Genomic DNA, 18,336 nt, shown 5'->3' on the forward strand with positions numbered 1-18,336 from the left:
TTCGCCGATAAACGAAAGCCCGTTGGCGCGGGCTTCGGTCGAGCCTCAGAGCATGTGCTGCCGATCCTGTTCGATCGCTGCCTCCAGCGTGTCGAGCAAGGCCTTTCTGACCTTGAGTTTGGTCTTCCTGTGCGCGCTCATGTTGATCTTCTTCAATTGCCCGGCGACGGCCAGCGCGGTGCTCTGCAGCTCCTCGACGCTGACCACGCGGTCGAGGAAGCCGGCGGCCATCGCTGCTTCAGGGTCGAACATCTCGGCGTTGATCACTGAGCGATTGAACGCCGATTTGCGCAGGCGATCGCGCGCCAGCTCTATACCGGCATGGTGCATGGTCATGCCGATCTGCACTTCGTTCAGACCGATACTGAATGGCCCGGCGACACCGATTCGATAATCGGCGGACAGCAGCAGAAAGGCGCCCTTGGCAACCGCGTGGCCGGGGCAGGCGACGATGATCGGGAAGGGGTGCGACAGCATGCGCCGCGCCAGCGTCGAGCCCTGTGCGACCAGCTCGATCGCGGCCTCGGGGCTGGAGGTCATGACCTTGAGGTCGTAACCGCCCGACAGAATGCCCGGCTGGCCGGTGAGAATAACGATGGCCCGATCCTTTTCGGCCTGGTCCAGCGCGGCGTTGAACGCAACGATCACGTCCGGGGAAATGGCATTGACCTTGCCGTTGTTCAGGGTCAGCGTGGCGACACCGTCGTCCAGATGGTATGAGACCAGATCACTCATGACGTGATTCCTTTATTGAAGTGAGCAGACGTTACTCATCCATAGGGAGCAGGTAAAGCGCTGACTGCCGGGTCACTGAATGGCGTGCCGATCAATGGCGGATTCAGCGCCGACTGCGCTCTGCGTCATGGCTGGATATCGTTGAATCCGCAATATTCTTCCCAGTCCATCCCCAGCGCTTCGGCGACCTGACGGTGTGCTTCCAGACGCATGCTCTGCAACTGTTCGGGCGACTCGGCAATCAGTTCCAGCGCCAGCTCCCAGGTTTCGAGACCCTGGCTCTCGGCCTCATCTTCGAACGCCCACTGCACTTGCTGCTTTTGCTCCTTGGGGCTCAACGCGCTGATCTCATCCTTCAGGGTCGGATGGGTCGCGAGGTATTTCGCCAGCGCGGCCTCGTTCCACTCAAGCGTATTCATGTGGTTTTTCCTCAAACGTTTCGATAGCCAGGCTGTCTCTTGGAATAGCCCGGCAAGACGGCGTGATTGTGAGGGAGGTGGCCTTTGGTGTCAGCACTTGCAAGCGGCTGTCCGCACGAATTTATCGATCACTTGAAGAGGAGCCTGTCGTTATGATCAAAGTCAGCGTGCTGTATGCGTATGAAGAGGGTGCCCGTTTCGACCACGATTACTATCGTGACAAACACATGCCGCTGGTGCAGGAGCTGATGGGCACGTACTGCAAGGGTTACAGCGTGGACCGAGGCATAGGCGGGGCAACGCCAGGCTCGGACCCCGTGTATATCGGCATGTGCCACATTTATTGTGATTCCATTGAAGACTTTGAAGCCGGCATGGGGCCGCATTCAAAACAGATCAATGCCGATATCATCAACTACACCGACCTGATCCCTGAAATTCAGATCAGCGAAGTGCGCGCCGATGTGAAAAACGTTCTGTAAGTTATCGAGCGCTGTCCTGGAGGGCCGGCCGTTTTTTCGAGGACATTCCACCCGACGGATCGAAACACTGACTGTCGTAGTGCGGGCTTTGGCACTGCGAGGGGACGTTCGGGGGAGGCGGGCGGTTTCGCTGGAAAGCCTTGTAGCGCTCGGTCTCGATCACCTGCACCCGAGTGCGACCGCCGACCTTCAGGTATTCGGTCGCCTTGAGGTTGGTCTTGTGAACATAGTCCAACGGCTCGTCGTCCCCTCGCATGTATGGCGGCCCCTGGCGTTGCAATGCGCTTTGCGCGCTTTCATCGCAGGGGATGGATGCATAACTCACCTTGCCCTGAGGTGATGTGCATTTGAAGATCTCGCCGTATGTTGCGCCACTGCCCAGCAAAGCAAACATCGACAGCGTTATTGAAAGCCTTTTCATGATGTACTCCCGGTAGACGCAAGCATGGCGCAAGGCTATCATTTGCTCTTTGCCGCTGCCATATCCCTCTGCCAGGTCCGTTCGTCAGACACATCGCACGGCTGTGTCCACAGGCTCTCTGACTATCAGGTCCTGAATTTAACAAACGGAGGCGCACATGACCGGCACCCAGCCAGGCAGCAGCAACGGAAACAACAACGATCAGGGTTTCGACGAGAAGTCGCCGGACGCCAAAGACCCGCAGATCGACCCTACTGAGCCTGCAAAGACTCCTGCGACCGAAAAAGGCAGCAAGGATGATTACCCGCCTTACACACCGGACAAGTAACTGACAGATTGCCCTCGGTGAGTACCGGGGGCGATTTATAGCCGAATCTCGCTTTACCCCTTCGTACTACTTGTTGGCATCCAGGTATTCCAGCAGATCTTCCATTCGCTCATCGTTACCCATCCACCACAGTTTCATGCGAGTGCCGGGGACAACTTCGCTCGGGTCCTTGATATACGTGCGCAACTCTTCGCGCGTCCAGACCAGCCCCGAGTTCTTCATCGCGTCGGTGTAAACGTAGCCTTCCTGTTGCCCCGCCTGACGACCAATGATGCCGTTGAGGGGCGGGCCAAATGCGCTGCGTGCAGAAGGGCCGATCTTGTGACAGCCCGAGCAGAGGCGGGTGAAGACTGCTTTCCCGGCCTCTGCATCGCCCGCGCCTTGAGCAAGCGCAGGCAGGGCCAGTGCCAACAGGAGTAATGCGGTTTTTTTCATCGGTCATCCACAGCGCGTTCGGCCTTTTGCTCAAAAGTGGCAAATCTTAGCGCAATTATCGCGGGATCACTTGCTGGCCGGTATCTGGCTCGACAGTTCGTCGAAGTCACGCTTGTAACTCGCCATCTCGGCTGCGCTGACAAAGCTCTGCTCAAGAACCAGCTTCTTCGCTCCGGCTTCGATGGTCTCCAACTGGTGAAGAAAGCGCTTTTTCTTTCTGGCTTCCATTCGCGTGCCAGCCTCATCGATAGCTGTGCGTAGCTCAGTTGCTCGCTGGTTTACGAAATCCTGGCCTCGACGATCAACGGTGAGCCCGTCGTTTTCGACATAGCCCTCCAGCCCGGTTTTCTTCAACACCAGCCAAAGCGCCTGATCCGGCGTGAACGTGCCCTTGAATTTCTTGACCTTTCTGCTGCTGTCCGCGCCCAGATCGACCTTCACCGGGCAGCCGGATCGGTGCGCAAGTTGCTGCAAGGCCTCGTCCAGACGTTGCGAGGGCATGTCATACGCCACCGGCGTCATCTGACACGCAGCGAACGCGGGAGCAGCCGCCAGACACGCAACGGCGAGGAGCAGTTTTTTCAGGGTGTTTTTCATGATTGCAGGGTTTCATCCGGGAGGTAGGGCTTGGAAATCGTTTTCTGCATGATGTTCCCTGTCTGCCCGACGCTTGCTTGAGCAGTCGTGTCCCTGATGTCTCTTGACCCATGCCAGACGCTGCATGCTCAAATCGCAGACAAAGAAAAGCCCGCGATGGGGGGTAGCGGGCTTAAGGTCTTGCTGGGAATTGAGTTAACAATAAACCCGCGAACGTGAAAAAAGCGTGAACTGCCAGATACAATTTACAAACAATTCAAATCACGGCTCGCCGTCCCAGTAATCGAGGTTTTCCGTGGTCCGCTGGTTGGCGGTGAACACCCGGGTTCCCTGCACTGAAACCATCGCCTGATACTTCCCCGAGTCCGGGTATTCACAAACCTCCGGCGTTTCCCGAGTGCTGATCGACAGGTACTTCAGCGGCGCCTGCGAGGTGTTGATTATCTGATGAGGATATTCGGAGCCAGCCGGGATAAACACGATGTCACCCGTTCTGATCGGCAGCATCTCACCCGCAACACGCAAACTGCCTTCACCCTCGACGATCACGAACATCTCTTCCTGCACATGATGAAAATGATAAGGGCAGGAGCGCTTGCCCGGCGCCACGACATCAATCGAGGCCCCCAGCTTTTGCGCGGCCGTGCCTGTGCCCAGGCGGGCTGCCGAGCTTTCATAGAGCGGTTCACGAACTTCATGTTCGAGGTGAGCCTCATTGAAATTGCGAATCAGACGAGACGCCAGTTCACGTGCGCGTTCATTCATGTCGGTCGACGCTCGATGAGTTCAGAAGAGGGTACTTTAGACCAGAGCGCGTGAGGTGTTGCAGGCAGTTACCTCGATCAGGAAAAAACAGCCCCAGGCAGCCGCCACAAAAAGCCCGCCGCGCCGCATGCATCCGTTGCGCAACTCGGAAACCTATTCACCTGAAACTCGTCTACACTTCAAATCACGATTTGGCCCTTACCAGAGGACGCACCATGTTTTCAAAACCCGACATTCAGCGCGTTCTTGAGACAGCTTTTCTGCCTTCCAGGTGCGAGTGCGTTGTAGCGCCGAATGAAACCTTCTCGGTGAAGCTTCTCCACCCCGAGTCAGGTGATATCCAGCTCTACGTAACGGGCTTGTCCTTGTCCGAGGTAGAGAGCAGCCGATCCATCGCGCGGCTGGTGCTTTCGCTGAGAGAACAGAGAGATCTGATGGGGTTGATGGATTTGTCCATGAGGAGGATGGCGTAGGGACTGGGATCGGATTTTGATTGGGATTATTTGATTGCTTTCAGAAAGTCCTATCGCTGCCAGGCTTATCGTGTGTATTCGCTCATGCGGCGTCTGACAGCCGATTTTTGATATGTCAGAAACCATAAAGCCCTTAATTGCTCTCAGAATTCAGAGGCTTTGCGTTTATCTACATGGCGGTGACGGAGGGTTTCTCAAGTAGCCGTCAATGGCGTGGTGCGATACCGGAGCGTCTACCCTCGCGATTCCATCACCAAGACAATGACTTGATGCTTTCCCGAGAAACGAACCTTGAGTTGGGCCTGAGGTTGATTCCCTCTCGTAAGGAAAGCTGCGGTGCTCGCGGTTTGAATACACAACACTGTGCACAACTACCGGCGCCCGATGACAGGAGTCGCATTTGCACATGGATCGTCAAAAATGATGGGAACCGCAATCACGGTGCCAGCAAGTCATGTCCCACCTTTACCTCAGTTCGTACAGCCGCAGAGGCGTTGCCATTGAGTGAACTACGCTGGGAGAGGTTCGAAAAGCTCACCCGCATGGATTTAGAAAAGGCCTGTGCGGCGTTCTTCGCCGGAGGCTGGTTGGCGAGGATTGATATGTTCTACATCGCCTTTGCAATATCGACTGGATTGCGTCGGGTCGCAGGCGTCTCCGCTTGGGCTTGAATTTGCCGGCGGCAACCGACCGCTATCGGACGCTCCTAGGTGCTGGTCGGTGGAGGTTGCTAACGAAGGTTGGTTTGGGTTGCTATTATAGCTACTATTTAACCTAGGCGGTCAAACCTTGTAGGTAAGAACCGCTTTATGGCAGAGATTGCGCGCCAACATTGTTTAGGGTTCCATTTATGGAAAACTATATTTTTCTCTTTCAGGGGATTGCATTAAAATGACAGAACGCAACATGCCAGAACTGATTCGACAGTATCGGGAATTAAAACCGAAGGTTGAACGTTTGAGAGGTAATTTGGTTGCCGCCTTGGAAGACATGATTGCTCAAAAAAATGTGCCTATATTCACAATCGAATCCAGAATCAAGGATGAAAATTCCCTTCTCGAAAAAATCTCAAGAAAGGGCTATGAGGCACAGATTGAAAATATCGACGACCTATGCGGAATTCGAGTGATCTGTTACTATCAAACCGATATTGTCATAACTTGCAAATTGATCGACGATGAATTTGATATAGTTTCCAAAGAAGATAAGCAAGATGAGTTAGACGACAATCAATTTGGCTATAGATCATTTCACTATGTCGTAAAATTAAAAAGTGAGTGGTTGACACACCCGGCCGCCAGAGGCCTCGACGGATTGAAGGCCGAAATTCAGGTCCGTACTATGCTTATGCATACTTGGTCCGCTATCAGCCATAAGTTGCTTTACAAAAGAGCATCTGACGTGCCGCCGCAGCTACGCCGAAAGCTTAACCGACTTAGCGCACTGATTGAATTAGCGGACGAACAATTTGATGCTATAAAAGACATGAAAATCGAGTACAAAAACGATTTTTCTAGATCGAACCAAGACTTCAGTAATCTAGATGAGCTTAATTCAGACAGTTTGCTAGCTCTACGTGATAGGTACTTTAATAAACGAAACTACAATGATGAGGATATACCTAGCTTACTCGAAGATATTCGGGAGGCAGGCTTTACCCTCAAAGAACTAATTGAAAATATTGAACATGCAATTCCTATTTTGAATGGCATGGAAGTTGAAGAGGCTGATTGCGCTGACAGCGAACTGCCGATGTGGGGGTTCTCAGGTGTGATCAGAACAATTCTAGATCTCACAAGCGATGATTTCTATCACAGCAGAGAACACACGTTGCCTGATTACGTTAGAGCCTCTAGAGATAAATATCGACAGGTCTTGAATTCGCAAATTTAGACGAGTATTAGACTGATATTTGAGCGATCCCGCAATGCAAAAACCATACTTAAACACGGACGTGATTTTACAAAAAATGTATTTATAGACTAATACTCTAGAGCCAAAGAAATGGCAGCGGATGTTGTCTTGTACCCCACCTCAAGCGCATCTTGAAACTGGATCGCTTGCGACTACGAGGGATGAGTTCACGTTAGCGGCTGCGGTACAGAACCTGCGCCGACTGGCCAGATCCTCCCACAGGATAGTACGCCTGCTTCAAGCAAAAACCCTTAAATCAACCCTCTGACAAAAGCAGCAACGGTCAACGAAGTACCGAAAAGCCACTTAACAGTGGTGAATAGATTCTTTGATAGGGCCAGCTCAACGTCAGGTTTCCTGAGAAATCGACCTTTTCAACAGAGTCGGCTAAAGCGGTCAGATAGAATATCTACGAAACCATGAGGGATTACATGAAGCATTGGTCCGACGCATTATGAACTTCAATGCGTTAGCAGTTACTTATATATTCAGGTGCGGAAGGTTAAGTGGCTTCGCTCTCAAGCTTTGAGAGCTCAAGATCGTCGCAATTCTCTCATTATGCGTATCCGGAAAGTAGATTTTCCCAGACGATCTTGTGATAGCGGTATACAGCAATGATAGCTTTTTTGACAGCTCGGTTTTACTTCTCAGATCAGAAAAATAGTATAAGTCCTCAGAAATTGCCATTCTCGGAAACTCGTAGTTTTTCACTGTAAATACTGTGGCCAACAACGGACGTGACGGTTTTCCATCAGCGAGCTCAGCCAATTTTGCGCATTGGTAAAGCCCGGAAACACCAAATTTGGTACCCACAACTTCGAGCCATTGCTCAACCCTGAGAAAGGCGTCGTTCCACTTCATTTCCGAATGCAATTGTTCCCAGCTTCCGAAGCGAGCAATCGCCCCGTGACTCGGACGCTTGTCATGCATATATAAATAAAGGCATCCCTCTAGGAATGGTTCGAACTGATTGGTCCAGTCAATGACCGCTGCACCTTGGCTCGAATTACGATTGCGAATTAACCAGTCGAAAATACCCCATTCATCGGCCACCAGAATTACCGAGGGTTCAGGAGGGAATGAGTCCGCTCGATAGTCAGCCACCACTGTGTCTTTCGCCTTATCAGCTACAAACGGTAGTGCGCTTGCGTCTGGGAAATCAGCTAAAAGTGGGTTTATATAGTCGGCCAATGCTGGGCCTGCTCGTAACGAGATAGCCATTTCGCGATGGCGGATCCTCGCGTTATGGGTTATGTATCGCCCTTGCAGATTTTGGAACTGGTCCCCCAAAGTAATTACAGTTTGAGGCGACCTGTCGAGGATATCGACCATTGGCTCGCTCAAGTCATGGCCTTCGTCAACAATTACTGTATCGATAGATTCAGGTAAATTAAGCTTTGATAAAGCCAATTGTTTAACTCGGTGGTAGCCACGCACCGGAAGTGGATCTTCCTCTTCCTCAAAGCTTGTCATCTTGAACCAAAGCTTTCCTGCCACGGCCGCTAATATTTCTTGTTCCGAAGTCGAGAGCCAGCGGACCTGATCGTAGGGTATATGACTGATAGTGATCCGGGCATCGTTTGAAAAGCAAAACTTGGCGATAACCGACCAGCAAAGAGCCGCCACACGGGCAGCATTACGATTACCGATTGAGCTGATCCCTGCCTTTTCTGCGAGCGCTGAATAAGAGAGTGGCAATCTCGAAATCGCCTTCAACCTCTTCTCAAGAGCCTTGTTCCCACCCGACAGAAGTCTGGTAGCCATCCACCTGAATGTTACCGCCCAGACGTGATCCTCGGAAAATCGAGCTCGTATGGGTTTTAGCTTCGCTTCCACATCGGCGAGGAATAGGATTCTACGCTCAGGCATAAGAGCCAGTATCTCATTCAGCACAAAGGATTTCCCGGTGCCCGCGTGAGCTTGGGCATCGATGGAATCCTCCATATTTGCCCTAATGTTCTGAACCAACCGAAGCTGGTGATCGCTTAGCTTTACTACCAAACCGCTGGCGCGAACATGCTCATATTTGATAGCACCTAATGAAGCTGTATGTTGCTTCGCATAATCGAAATTCCAGGTGCCATCGGGATGAATGTACTGACGGCGAGCAACCGATTCTTTGTCCATCAGACTGATCTCGACTGCCAATGCTTGGAGAAGCCCCACTTCAAAATCGACTAGGCTGTATGCCCCGGCCAAAGCCGATCTCAGCTTATCGGAGTGATGAGTCAGCAGATTTGCAAACACTCTCTCCATCTCCAGAGGCGAGCGGACGGGCAGCTTAGGCAGCTGGAGCACGTAGAGAATCGCAGCTACCTCATAGCGAGACAGACGAACCACATCCAGAGAAAACCCGCTTGAAAGCGCAGCGCTGAGATTTTCACTGAGAGGCAGGTACCAGCGAGGTTTCTTCATGAAAATCATATCTCCCAAAAATTTAGCGCCGGACTTACCAGAGCTTTAGGCTAACCTAAGCGGCGTGCGATATAGCAATAATCTACTCAAGCTATGCTTTCGGAGCTGGATGATTGCTCATCATTCGCTCAAACGGACCTATTATATCCGGGTCACCTGAATGTTTCGGTGCGATTGCTCCAGAAAAGACGGTGCAAGGTATTGCGTAAAATTTCACGACGTTCGTATGCTGATAGGGCCGCATGGATGAGCACAAGCGGCCTAAGCTGGAGCTTTCCTCTCACACCCGATTACTGCCTTTCCTGAAGTGCTGCAAACGATCCATAGCAGCCCTTCGTGATGCCCTAACCACAGCTACACTTAGGGAGTTTTTTATGCAAGAGGACGTAGAGTAAGCAGCTTGCTTGAATATATGGGAACCGGCCATCGCTTGGCCGTTAAGCAGCAGTAACAATCGAACCTTCTAGGGCCGGTCTCCGGGCGGCCTTTGATCATTCAACCGCATTCAAACGGCGGGTAGCTTTTCAATTGGAAACGACATGGACGTTTACTACGTTGGTACCGATAAAGCCAAACGCACTGCGCTGCTCGCTTCTGATGCAGACGTAATCCTATTGCTATTTGACCGCTGGGACGATTTCAACTTCAAGACGACCTTCCCGACGTATTGTCGGATTAGCGGTCAGGTCGTCGAGCTATGCCCTATCCGAATTCTTTTTGATGAACAAAAGGTTTCCTTTAGCTTTCTCGATGAGCTTGTGGCTAACGGTTGGGATGGGAAATTTCCCGTACAGGGCGTGCACTATATCTCCACACCCCATTCGCTCACTTTTTACGAACAGATTGATGGGCATCTTGATTTGAGGACTGCCGCTGAGGTTGCTCAGGTTCTGTGCGACGCCAGCTTCATGGTCCACATCGCTGCTGACCCTGATAGCCTGAGGTTGACCCAAAGCGAAGGTTTCTCCAACTCACTACAGCGTGAGCGGGCTTCGGTAGCTGCCTTTTTGGATGGATGGCGTTTCTTCCAGCAGCTCGGAATTAGCATTGGCAACTTGGTGTTCAACTTCAAAGACACCGAGGGCGTCGTACAGCCTCTGCAGCTCAATTTCGGTGCGAATAGCCCGCTACCGCATGACATCAATGTGCTGATAGGGCCAAATGGTGTAGGCAAATCTCAAACCCTAATTCAACTGGTGAGATCTTGGCTCAAACTCAATCCGACCGAAAAGGAGGACGTGGGCTTTCAAGAAGCGGTCAATATCAATCATGTTGTCGTAGTATCTTACAGCCCTTTCGAATTGTTTCCGATGAGTAGTGAGGGGGATCGCCACTATGACCCTGGGGAGCGATCTGACCAGGGGGTATATCAGTACTTTGGCCTCAGAGCCTTCTACCCCATTACCGATGAGTTAGGCCAGGAGCGTCACGGCATAAGGCTCTCACGAGATTGGCCGCGTCGAAATGCGGCTTACTCACTCATACAATGCGTGGCTGATGACCAGCGTTATGGAGCGATCAAGACTTGGTCAGCGAAGATCAAGACACTCAAAGACGTTCTGCAAGACGCCATAGAATTTGATGAGATTGCCCTTGGGATGACCGGCCACTTCGAGGAGGACGCGTTTTTTGAAGAGCCCACTTGGGTTTCAAGTTTAATTGAGGTCGAGCCACAGGAAGGTGAAGCCAACTTGCCTGAGGTCTACCTGCTTGTGGTTCCAACTGAAGTGCATGCGTTAAGAGTCGATGGTATGAAAAAGTACGTGCATGATCGCTCCGGCATCGTATTCATAAAGGATGGCCAGCCTGTACAACTCAGCTCCGGTCAGCGACTTTTTTCATACATTGTCGCCAACATTCTTGGGGCAATGCGCCGCAACAGCTTGATCGTGATAGATGAGCCTGAGCTTTTCCTGCATCCGACACTAGAGATTGCATTCATAGGTATGCTTAAACAGCTCTTGGCCAGCTATGCCTCGAAAGCCCTGCTCGCGACGCATTCTCTTGTTACTGTCCGAGAACTTCCAAGACACTGTGTGCACGTGTACGAGCGCACGCCCGACGGAGTGTTCATAAATCATCCGCCGTTTGAAACTTTTGGCGGTGACATTCAGCGAATCTCCTCTTACGTTTTCGGCGATAAGTCAGTCTCAAAACCATTCGAGGAATGGCTAAAAGTCAAGTTGCTGGATTACGGATCTGCTGACGCTTTGATAAATGCGCTTGGGGATAATATCAACGAAGAAATGCTGATCCAGATTCACGCGATGGCGGAGGGTAAATGGTGATACGTCTGGACTTACCGCATTTTCATCTAAGTGAACTTGAGATTGTCGATCAACTGGTGCTGGAGCGACAAAATGGCATCAATCGACTCTATTTCACCTCCATCCACGCAGAGTGGCGCGCGCGCGTGGGCCTTTACGTTGCTGTGAATGGAAACCCTGAGGCTATAGCGCCTTGGCCTGACTTGAGGGCTAAAGGGGTAGGAGACAGGTTCAGGAATCTCTATCTTTCACCTGGAGCTGAGTCAGTTCAAAAGCCCATTCTGGATGCGCTAAGACGGCGTACATTAACGTATTGCCCTGCATGTGGAGAGGATGGAACACCAAACACTTTGGATCACTACCTACCCAAAGATACCTACCCAGAGTTTGCTGTCTGTCCCGTGAACCTGTTCCCGATGTGTGATATCTGTCAGGGAGCCAAAGGGACAAAGCTGCTGAGCACTGACAATGAGCGATTGTTTTTGCACCCCTACTTTGATGCGTTCATTGATACTCAGCTTGTCGAGTTGACCATTGTCGGCCCATACAATGCACCGGAAGCAATATACCTTAGGGCGGCGGCCGGCCTATCTGACGCCAGCCGTTTTTTGATAGAGAGACACTTGCGAGAGTTGAGCATCCCGTCGCGTTACTCCCGTTACTTTTCCGAAGCTTATCTTCGTCTTTTGCGGCATATACAACTTATGAGAAGTAAGGGGTCCGACATCTGCTCAAGGCTTGAGGACTTCAGAGACATGGAAGCATTGAAGTCCGTGAATGCTTGGGGGCACATTTTCTATGATGGAGTCCTGCGCGACAACGCCCTGGTAGATTATTTATTAAACAGTCCGGACCTTCCTCAAGTATAGGTTTTCTATGGAAGGTGAATCACCCTGAATCTTTTGCACTCGATGACCGCTTCTGGCCGATAGCAGCTCAATCACAGCGGGCAGCCACCGACCCAAGGCGGCCATGTCTTGGGTCTCTAATGGCTCAGGTGCTGATGATGGATAGGGCAGGCCAAATAGCTGCTCAGCTTTTTGATCAAATACGGTCAAGACAAAGCGCCTTTTTTCTACCTGGATTTTTGCTGTTAGTCTAACGACGAGGTTGAAAGAATCGTCGATTCCGTGTCGTTGATGCCACAGATTACCAATCCGTACACGATCCGTCCGCGTCTGATAGTGATGGCCTTCCGGCTGATTGCTTTCTCGTTTTACAGCTTCCCTTAAGCCTCCCCGCGCAAGATAAATATGCAAATACCCGGAGTGTCAGGAGCCTGGTGCAAAGCCGAAATGATAGCTCATTCCCAGCCCGTTCAAACCCGACTGAACTGTGAAGCCCTCCCGAGGCCTGAATTTAACCCCCCTTAAGGAGCCAGCCCCATGAACAGCGATCAACTCAATCAATACGACGCCGAGCGCCTTCACCAGCGAGTAGCGGCCGAACTGGGCATTACGGCCGAAGAGCTGACCACCTGGATGATCAACGATATCGAACGCGTGACCGAAGGCGGCAAGGACGTTGGGCACATGGTGGTCTTTCGCGAGTCGACCCCTGCGGAGGTTCTCGACAAGGTTCAGCACAAGCAAAGCCATTTCACGGCCATGACCGGTGTGATCGATCTGAGCTAAGTGCAGCGGGCTTTGATGTTCAAAGCCCGCAGACTCAATAGCCTGCCCCGGTGCCTGCGCCTGTCACGATCGCAATCCCGGAACTGGTCCCCAGGCGTGTTGCGCCGGCTTCAATCATCGCTCTGGCCGTGGCTACGTCACGCACCCCGCCAGACGCCTTGACGCCGATGTCAGGCCCTACCACACGGCGCATCAGCGCCACATCCTCGAGCGTTGCGCCACTGCGGCTGAAGCCGGTGGAGGTCTTGACGAATGCCACGCCCAGCTCGCGGCAGATCTCGCAGGCGCGGACCTTCTGCGCTTCATCGAGCAGGCAGGTTTCCAGGATCACTTTGAGCGGCACCTTGCCACAGGCTTGCAGCACTGCGGCGATATCGTCGCGGACCTCATCCAACAGGCCGTCCTTGAGCCAGCCGATGTTCAGCACCATGTCGATTTCCTGAGCGCCGGCAGCGATCGTCAGGGCTGCTTCCGACGCCTTGCTGGCACTCAGCCCGGCGCCCAGCGGAAAGCCCACCACCGCACAGACCTTCACGGCAGAGCCCGCCAGTTGTCGAGCGGTAAAAGGCACCTGGCCGGAGTTCACGCATACCGAGTAGAAACCGTGCTCCCGGGCTTCGGCGCAAAGTGTTGCAATCTGCTCTCGGCTGGCATCCGCCGCCAACAAGGTGTGATCGATGGTCTGGGCCAGTGCAGCGGGTTCGAGTGAATTCATCAAGGGATTCCTGTCATCAGTAAAAACACTTGGGTGGATACCCATAAGTTAAAAAATTAACACTTGGTGTTACTCTAGCGACACCTCCAACGGATTGCCGGGATGCCCATGGACGTCAAGAAAAACGACCGCATCAAACAGATTCAACAGGCCCTGCAAGATCAGAAAGCCATCCATCTGCGGGAGATGGCGGCGCTGCTCGATGTGTCCGAAATGACCTTGCGCCGTGACCTCAGCCGGCACCCCGAGCAGTTACGGCTGCTGGGCGGCTACATCACCCGCGCCCATGATGATCCTGAACCGGGGGATTACCGGGTCAGCGAGCAGGACACCCGTCATGTCGAGGAGAAGCGCCGCATCGGCAAGCTGGCCGCCACCTTCATCCGGCCTGGCGACACGGTGTTTTTCGACTGTGGCACGACGATCCCCTTCGTGGTCGATTTCATCCCCGACGAGCTGGAGTTCACCGCGGTGTGCAACTCGCTCAACGTGCTGCTCAAGCTGCAACAGAAACCCAACTGCAGCATCGTCCTGTGCGGCGGCATGTTCCACCGCAAGAACCAGGTGTTCGAGAGCCATGCCGAAACCAGCATCCTCGATGGCGTGCGCCTGACCTGGGCCTTTGTCTCGGCGGCCGGGGTCAGCCTGGACTGCGGTGTCACCTGCTTCAACTTCCACGAAGTGGAGGTCAAGCAGAAGGTCATGCGCCAGGCCCGGCAAAGCCTGCTGCTGGCCGATCACTCTAAATTCGACGCCGTACGCACTGCGCACTTCGGTGCCTTGAGCGATTTCCATTGCGTGGTCAGCGACAAGAAAATCCCGCGTAGCTACCGCGAGGCCATCGAGGCTGGCGGGGCGCAGCTTGTAATCTAGAAGCATCACGGTTGCAGCGCCCGGCGTTCGGCTGCGTTCAGGTAACCGGTGGTCAGGCTGAACTCGGCGCTGGCACCGGGCGCGAGGCTGCGCACGTTGCCTTTGGCGAGTTCGGCGCGGTAGCCCTCCGGTTCACAGGTGGCCGGCAAGATGAAGGCCGCCACCTGCTGATCGGTGTTATGCAGGATCCAGCGCGCGGCATGTTCAAATTGCAGGGGGCTGTAGCGGGTGTAGAACGCCGCGCCGTCGGGATGATCAAGGAAGAAGTGCGCCTGCCCCTGAGCGTCGCTGCGCACGTCGTCGAAGAAGCAGACGATTTCCGGGTCATACAGCGCGGGCGAGTCGAGCACCTTGAGGCGGGTCGAGTCCTCGCTCAGTTCTGCTATATAGGCGCTCCAGGTCGGCGTCGGCCGCACATGGGCCGGCACGCTGGCACGCACCCGTGTGCGCTCGCAGCCCAAGGGCTGGGTGAGGCGGGCGCCGTCGACGTAGGCGTAGTTCATGTGCGCCATGTACATCAGGTCCATGGGCTTGCCGGCCATATTGACCACCTGCATGCCGATCTCGAACAGCCCGCTGGCCGGGCGCAGGGTCACGCTCGGACTGGCCCGGTAATGGTCGCCGAAGCCCTGCACGTATTCGCAGGTGCCGCCGAGGCGCAGATAAGCGCCGTGCTCGTCTTCACCTGCCTGCAGCCAGGCATCGTCCATCGGTGCGCAGGGCATTTCGCCGTGCAGCGCATGGTCATCCTCGGGCCCCGGGCAACCGTTGCGCAGCAGGCCGCTGTGAAACATGAAACAGCCGTAGGTGCCGATCACACTGGCACTGGGCCGCGGCTGGGTGAACATATTGAGCATGGTCAAATCAACGCCGTCGAATTCGGCCGACCAGATCATTTGCCCCTGCCAGGGCAGGATCACCAGCTTGCCGCGGCTGTTTTCCAGTGAAAGCGCCTTGACCCCGCTGGGGTAGGTCCAGGCACGCACGCTGAAATTCGCGGATTCGAGCAGCAGCCGGCTGGTCTGGTCCCAGAGCTGAGGGTAGAGCGGCAGGCGCAACGTTTCGCCACTCATTGCGCCACCGCCGTGGCCGAGCCACCCAGCACCGGTTGCGGCTGACGTATGCAGTACACTGCGTACATCACGATAGCCACGAAGCACAGCAGTGGCACGCTGTAGGCAATCTGCATGTTGCCGCCATTGGCATCGCTGAGCAGGCCCTGGAAGATCGGCATCACGCCACCGCCAACGATGCTCATCACCAGCAACGAGCCGCCGACACCGGTGTCCTCGCCGAGACCGTCAATGGTCAGACCATAGATGGTCGGCCAGCAAGGCCCGAGAAACACACTGACCCCTACGGCGGCATACACCGCAGTGATATTCGGCACCAGGATGGTGTAGGCCAGCAGCGCGATGCACAGCACGCCATACACCGCGAGAACTTTGGCCGGATGCATTTTGCGCATCAGCAGGTTGGCGATCATCTTGCCGATGAAATAGGCAGCAAAGGTGGTCAGCAGGAACCACGAGGCACTGCGCTCGTTCATGCCGCCCATTTGCATGGCCAGGCGAATGGTGAAGCTCCACACCCCGACCTGCGCGCCCACGTATAGAAACTGCGCCAGTACACCGAAGCAGAAGCGTGGATTGCGACGCAGGCGGCCGAGGCTCTGGCCGATGCTCGAACGCGATTCCCTGACGGTGCCGTTGCCCTTGCACGCGGGGAAGCGGGTGATGGCGATCAGGATGAACATCAATATGAGTACCGCGATCATCCATTTGTACGGCAGAAGGGTCGACTGGATCATTTGCAATTGCTGCGCCGCTGCCTCACTGGCGCTCATCTGGGCCAGCTGTTCGCTGGTGGCGTCGGTGTCCTTGAACATTACGAAGCTGCCGACGTACACCCCGGTCATGGCGCCGAACGGGTGGAAGGTCTGCGAGATGTTCAGGCGCCGTGTGCCGGTTTCCCGCGGCCCCATCAGTGTCGAATAGGTGTTGCACGCGGTCTCGAGAAACGACAGGCCGGCGGCGATGACGAACAGTGCCATCAGGAACATGCCGTACTTGGCGGTCGACGCCGCTGGAAAGAACAGGGCGCAGCCGAACAGGTACAGCATCAGGCCGATGAGGATGGTGGTCTTGTAGCTGAAGCGACGCACCACCAGTGCCGCCGGAATGGCGACGAAAAAGTAGCCCAGGTAGAACGCCGACTGGACGAAAGCGGTCTGGAAGTCGCTGAGCAGGAAGGCCTTCTTGAAGTGCGCGATCAGCACGTCGTTCATGCTCGCGGCCGCCGCCCACAGGGCAAAGATGCTGCAGAGCAGGATGAAGGCGAACCACGGCGTGCGGTTCAGGTAGAACCCGTCCGGGGTTTGTTGCAGCGCAGGCTTATTCATTATTGTTCTCCGCGAGATGCTGGTGAGTTTCAGTTGGCCGATGCGTCGAGGAAGCGCGCAAACGTCGGCGCATCGGGGTAAGAAGATTGCGTGCCGAGGCCGGTGACCGAGCAGGCCGAGTAGGCCACCGCCTGGTGCATGGCCTGGCGAATATTGCCGTCCTGGCTCCAGTGCCGGGCGAAGCAGCCAATGAAGGCGTCACCTGCACCCGTGGTGTCGCGCGCCTGAACCTTGACCCCTGGCACCTGCCACTCGCCTTCGGCGCCGACGTACAGCGCCCCTTGTTCGCCCAGGGTGACGATGACGTGACGTACGCCCAGCGCGACCAATTGGCGTGCCGCCTGAGCCGCTTCCTCGGCGCACGTCACCGGCTGGCCGCTGATCAGTGCCAGCTCGCTTTCGTTGGGGATCAGGAAATCCAGCTGCGCCAAGTGCTCGCGGCTCAGGCCGGTCAAGGCCGGGGCGGGGTTGAGCAGCACCGGGATGGCATGCCGGTAAGCGAAGGCGATGGCGTGGTAAACGGTCGCCAGCTCGACTTCCAGTTGCAGCACGATCAAAGCGCAATCGCGCAGCTGCGCCTCGGCCCGGTCGATATCGGCCGGGCTCAGGTGGGCATTGGCACCTTTGACGATGAGGATGCTGTTATGGGAGTTCTCCTGGACGAAGATCGGCGCCACGCCGCTCGACACGCCCGGCACCCGTTCGACGAAGCGTGTATCAATGCCCAGCCGTTGAAAATTGGCCAGGGTGGTATCAGCAAAAGCATCGTCGCCGACCTTGCTGAGCATCAGCACGTCCGCGCCCAACAGCGCTGCGGCAGCGGCCTGATTGGCACCCTTGCCGCCGCAGCCCATGGCAAAACGCGGTGCTTCGAGCGTCTCGCCTTGGGCAGGCATGCGTTCGATGTAAGTAATCAGGTCGACCATGTTGCTGCCGATGACTGCAATCTTGCTCATTGTTATTTTGACCTCACCAGCGCCGATGGAAGCCTCGACGGCTTTATTTATGTTATTTAAATAACATTTTCTGTGAGGATTCAATCTTTATTTTTTGATATGAGCGTGCGCTATCAAAACGCCTGTAGGGCGTTTTTGTGGCCGTTCCGGATTGGAGGCAGGGTTGTCGCGCGCGTGAGGCGTGCCCCTGAGTAATTGATTCCACGGCTATTTTTTCAGACCCCAGAAACCACAAAACCCCTGAATTCGTTGAAGAATTCAGGGGTTTTGTGTATTTCAAATATGGCGGTGAAGGAGGGATTCGAACCCTCGATACAATTTCTTGTATACACACTTTCCAGGCGTGCTCCTTAAGCCACTCGGACACCTCACCGTATCTCGACGACAACGTTGTGTCTGTCGAGGCGCGCTAATGTAGTCGAAACCTTTTCCTAACGCAAAACTTTTTTTCAGATTTTTCATGCGCTTAAGCAAATAAACGCTTATGTGCCACTGAAAAGCCCAAG

General features: G+C 54.4%; 19 protein-coding genes and 1 tRNA gene. 8 read left to right on the forward strand and 12 right to left on the reverse strand.

What is annotated here, in order from left to right; translation table 11 throughout:
* Positions 1–45: 45 nt before the first annotated feature.
* Both PI739_RS04485 and PI739_RS04490 read right to left on the reverse strand, forming a co-directional pair.
* Positions 46–735: a crotonase/enoyl-CoA hydratase family protein gene (locus PI739_RS04485; RefSeq protein WP_003371569.1), complete on the reverse strand. Its 690-nt coding sequence runs from the start codon at positions 733–735 to the stop codon at positions 46–48.
* Positions 736–860: 125 nt separating this feature from the next.
* Positions 861–1,154 (reverse strand): DUF6388 family protein, encoded by a 294-nt coding sequence (locus tag PI739_RS04490; protein ID WP_044309813.1) that lies wholly within the window; start codon positions 1,152–1,154, stop codon positions 861–863.
* Between the two features lie 152 nt (positions 1,155–1,306).
* Between PI739_RS04490 and PI739_RS04495 the strand changes: the two genes are divergently transcribed.
* The gene (locus tag PI739_RS04495) at positions 1,307–1,636 is read left to right on the forward strand and encodes an EthD family reductase (protein WP_003371573.1); all 330 of its coding nucleotides are present in this window, start codon (positions 1,307–1,309) and stop codon (positions 1,634–1,636) included.
* A 1-nt stretch (position 1,637) separates the two neighbouring features.
* Here PI739_RS04495 and PI739_RS04500 read toward each other — a convergent pair whose 3' ends face one another.
* Positions 1,638–2,057: a hypothetical protein gene (locus PI739_RS04500; RefSeq protein ID WP_058396616.1), complete on the reverse strand. Its 420-nt coding sequence runs from the start codon at positions 2,055–2,057 to the stop codon at positions 1,638–1,640.
* A 157-nt stretch (positions 2,058–2,214) separates the two neighbouring features.
* Between PI739_RS04500 and PI739_RS04505 the strand changes: the two genes are divergently transcribed.
* Positions 2,215–2,385: a DUF6021 family protein gene (locus tag PI739_RS04505; RefSeq protein ID WP_003371575.1), complete on the forward strand. Its 171-nt coding sequence runs from the start codon at positions 2,215–2,217 to the stop codon at positions 2,383–2,385.
* A gap of 66 nt (positions 2,386–2,451) precedes the next feature.
* Here PI739_RS04505 and PI739_RS04510 read toward each other — a convergent pair whose 3' ends face one another.
* The 3 genes from PI739_RS04510 to PI739_RS04520 form a co-directional block, all read right to left on the reverse strand.
* The gene (locus PI739_RS04510) at positions 2,452–2,820 is read right to left on the reverse strand and encodes a c-type cytochrome (protein WP_044309816.1); all 369 of its coding nucleotides are present in this window, start codon (positions 2,818–2,820) and stop codon (positions 2,452–2,454) included.
* A gap of 66 nt (positions 2,821–2,886) precedes the next feature.
* Positions 2,887–3,417: a hypothetical protein gene (locus tag PI739_RS04515; protein WP_003436676.1), complete on the reverse strand. Its 531-nt coding sequence runs from the start codon at positions 3,415–3,417 to the stop codon at positions 2,887–2,889.
* Between the two features lie 261 nt (positions 3,418–3,678).
* Positions 3,679–4,182 carry a cupin domain-containing protein gene (locus tag PI739_RS04520; protein WP_058396589.1) on the reverse strand — a complete coding sequence of 168 codons (504 nt, stop codon included), beginning with the start codon at positions 4,180–4,182 and terminating at the stop codon, positions 3,679–3,681.
* A gap of 215 nt (positions 4,183–4,397) precedes the next feature.
* Here PI739_RS04520 and PI739_RS04525 point away from each other — a divergent pair, with 215 nt between their 5' ends.
* Together PI739_RS04525 and PI739_RS04530 are read left to right on the forward strand one after the other, a co-directional pair.
* Positions 4,398–4,655, forward strand: a complete 258-nt coding sequence (locus PI739_RS04525) for a DUF1652 domain-containing protein (RefSeq protein ID WP_003436671.1) — start codon at positions 4,398–4,400, stop codon at positions 4,653–4,655.
* Between the two features lie 906 nt (positions 4,656–5,561).
* Positions 5,562–6,548: a GTP pyrophosphokinase gene (locus PI739_RS04530; RefSeq protein WP_074808029.1), complete on the forward strand. Its 987-nt coding sequence runs from the start codon at positions 5,562–5,564 to the stop codon at positions 6,546–6,548.
* Positions 6,549–7,049: 501 nt separating this feature from the next.
* Here the strand turns inward: PI739_RS04530 and PI739_RS04535 are convergent.
* Entirely contained in the window at positions 7,050–8,984 is a 1,935-nt protein-coding gene (locus tag PI739_RS04535) for a hypothetical protein (RefSeq protein ID WP_248672042.1), read from the reverse strand.
* 539 nt (positions 8,985–9,523) lie between these two features.
* Between PI739_RS04535 and PI739_RS04540 the strand changes: the two genes are divergently transcribed.
* The 3 genes from PI739_RS04540 to PI739_RS04550 all read left to right on the forward strand — a co-directional run bounded on the left by PI739_RS04540 (position 9,524) and on the right by PI739_RS04550 (position 12,885).
* Positions 9,524–11,272, forward strand: a complete 1,749-nt coding sequence (locus PI739_RS04540; protein ID WP_074808035.1) for an ATP-binding protein — start codon at positions 9,524–9,526, stop codon at positions 11,270–11,272.
* Positions 11,266–12,120 carry a hypothetical protein gene (locus tag PI739_RS04545; RefSeq protein WP_271351512.1) on the forward strand — a complete coding sequence of 285 codons (855 nt, stop codon included), beginning with the start codon at positions 11,266–11,268 and terminating at the stop codon, positions 12,118–12,120. The genes PI739_RS04540 and PI739_RS04545 overlap by 7 nt, the downstream gene beginning before the upstream one ends.
* A 516-nt stretch (positions 12,121–12,636) precedes the next feature.
* Positions 12,637–12,885: a hypothetical protein gene (locus PI739_RS04550; protein WP_032698248.1), complete on the forward strand. Its 249-nt coding sequence runs from the start codon at positions 12,637–12,639 to the stop codon at positions 12,883–12,885.
* A gap of 34 nt (positions 12,886–12,919) precedes the next feature.
* Here PI739_RS04550 and deoC read toward each other — a convergent pair whose 3' ends face one another.
* Positions 12,920–13,600, reverse strand: a complete 681-nt coding sequence (gene deoC / locus PI739_RS04555; RefSeq protein WP_248671449.1) for a deoxyribose-phosphate aldolase — start codon at positions 13,598–13,600, stop codon at positions 12,920–12,922.
* Positions 13,601–13,708: 108 nt separating this feature from the next.
* Here deoC and deoR point away from each other — a divergent pair, with 108 nt between their 5' ends.
* Positions 13,709–14,473 carry a DNA-binding transcriptional repressor DeoR gene (gene deoR / locus PI739_RS04560; RefSeq protein WP_042931039.1) on the forward strand — a complete coding sequence of 255 codons (765 nt, stop codon included), beginning with the start codon at positions 13,709–13,711 and terminating at the stop codon, positions 14,471–14,473.
* 5 nt (positions 14,474–14,478) lie between these two features.
* Here the strand turns inward: deoR and PI739_RS04565 are convergent, their stop codons facing one another.
* The 4 genes from PI739_RS04565 to PI739_RS04580 form a co-directional block, all read right to left on the reverse strand.
* Complete coding sequence (locus PI739_RS04565; RefSeq protein WP_003371589.1) at positions 14,479–15,546, reverse strand: aldose 1-epimerase family protein; 1,068 nt, start codon at positions 15,544–15,546, stop codon at positions 14,479–14,481.
* On the reverse strand, positions 15,543–16,874 hold the full coding sequence (gene fucP, locus PI739_RS04570) for an L-fucose:H+ symporter permease (protein ID WP_054081129.1): 1,332 nt from the start codon (positions 16,872–16,874) through the stop codon (positions 15,543–15,545). The genes PI739_RS04565 and fucP overlap by 4 nt, the downstream gene beginning before the upstream one ends.
* Before the next feature lie 29 nt (positions 16,875–16,903).
* A complete protein-coding gene (gene rbsK, locus PI739_RS04575; RefSeq protein ID WP_054081128.1) occupies positions 16,904–17,830 on the reverse strand; it encodes a ribokinase in 927 nt (308 codons plus the stop codon).
* Between the two features lie 283 nt (positions 17,831–18,113).
* Positions 18,114–18,203 (reverse strand) — tRNA-Ser (locus tag PI739_RS04580).
* Positions 18,204–18,336 lie beyond the last annotated feature (133 nt).

The organism is Pseudomonas cerasi (genome assembly GCF_027983475.1).
Lineage (GTDB): Bacteria > Pseudomonadota > Gammaproteobacteria > Pseudomonadales > Pseudomonadaceae > Aquipseudomonas > Aquipseudomonas cerasi.

What these genes read in the sequence shown, in the direction of transcription:
- PI739_RS04485 (WP_003371569.1), bottom strand. Translation starts at nt 735, where the DNA reads ATGAGTGATCTGGTCTCATACCATCTGGACGACGGTGTCGCCACGCTG.
- PI739_RS04490 (WP_044309813.1), bottom strand. Translation starts at nt 1,154, where the DNA reads ATGAATACGCTTGAGTGGAACGAGGCCGCGCTGGCGAAATACCTCGCG.
- PI739_RS04495 (WP_003371573.1), top strand. Translation starts at nt 1,307, where the DNA reads ATGATCAAAGTCAGCGTGCTGTATGCGTATGAAGAGGGTGCCCGTTTC.
- PI739_RS04500 (WP_058396616.1), bottom strand. Translation starts at nt 2,057, where the DNA reads ATGAAAAGGCTTTCAATAACGCTGTCGATGTTTGCTTTGCTGGGCAGT.
- PI739_RS04505 (WP_003371575.1), top strand. Translation starts at nt 2,215, where the DNA reads ATGACCGGCACCCAGCCAGGCAGCAGCAACGGAAACAACAACGATCAG.
- PI739_RS04510 (WP_044309816.1), bottom strand. Translation starts at nt 2,820, where the DNA reads ATGAAAAAAACCGCATTACTCCTGTTGGCACTGGCCCTGCCTGCGCTT.
- PI739_RS04515 (WP_003436676.1), bottom strand. Translation starts at nt 3,417, where the DNA reads ATGAAAAACACCCTGAAAAAACTGCTCCTCGCCGTTGCGTGTCTGGCG.
- PI739_RS04520 (WP_058396589.1), bottom strand. Translation starts at nt 4,182, where the DNA reads ATGAATGAACGCGCACGTGAACTGGCGTCTCGTCTGATTCGCAATTTC.
- PI739_RS04525 (WP_003436671.1), top strand. Translation starts at nt 4,398, where the DNA reads ATGTTTTCAAAACCCGACATTCAGCGCGTTCTTGAGACAGCTTTTCTG.
- PI739_RS04530 (WP_074808029.1), top strand. Translation starts at nt 5,562, where the DNA reads ATGCCAGAACTGATTCGACAGTATCGGGAATTAAAACCGAAGGTTGAA.
- PI739_RS04535 (WP_248672042.1), bottom strand. Translation starts at nt 8,984, where the DNA reads ATGAAGAAACCTCGCTGGTACCTGCCTCTCAGTGAAAATCTCAGCGCT.
- PI739_RS04540 (WP_074808035.1), top strand. Translation starts at nt 9,524, where the DNA reads ATGGACGTTTACTACGTTGGTACCGATAAAGCCAAACGCACTGCGCTG.
- PI739_RS04545 (WP_271351512.1), top strand. Translation starts at nt 11,266, where the DNA reads ATGGTGATACGTCTGGACTTACCGCATTTTCATCTAAGTGAACTTGAG.
- PI739_RS04550 (WP_032698248.1), top strand. Translation starts at nt 12,637, where the DNA reads ATGAACAGCGATCAACTCAATCAATACGACGCCGAGCGCCTTCACCAG.
- deoC (WP_248671449.1), bottom strand. Translation starts at nt 13,600, where the DNA reads ATGAATTCACTCGAACCCGCTGCACTGGCCCAGACCATCGATCACACC.
- deoR (WP_042931039.1), top strand. Translation starts at nt 13,709, where the DNA reads ATGGACGTCAAGAAAAACGACCGCATCAAACAGATTCAACAGGCCCTG.
- PI739_RS04565 (WP_003371589.1), bottom strand. Translation starts at nt 15,546, where the DNA reads ATGAGTGGCGAAACGTTGCGCCTGCCGCTCTACCCTCAGCTCTGGGAC.
- fucP (WP_054081129.1), bottom strand. Translation starts at nt 16,874, where the DNA reads ATGAATAAGCCTGCGCTGCAACAAACCCCGGACGGGTTCTACCTGAAC.
- rbsK (WP_054081128.1), bottom strand. Translation starts at nt 17,830, where the DNA reads ATGAGCAAGATTGCAGTCATCGGCAGCAACATGGTCGACCTGATTACT.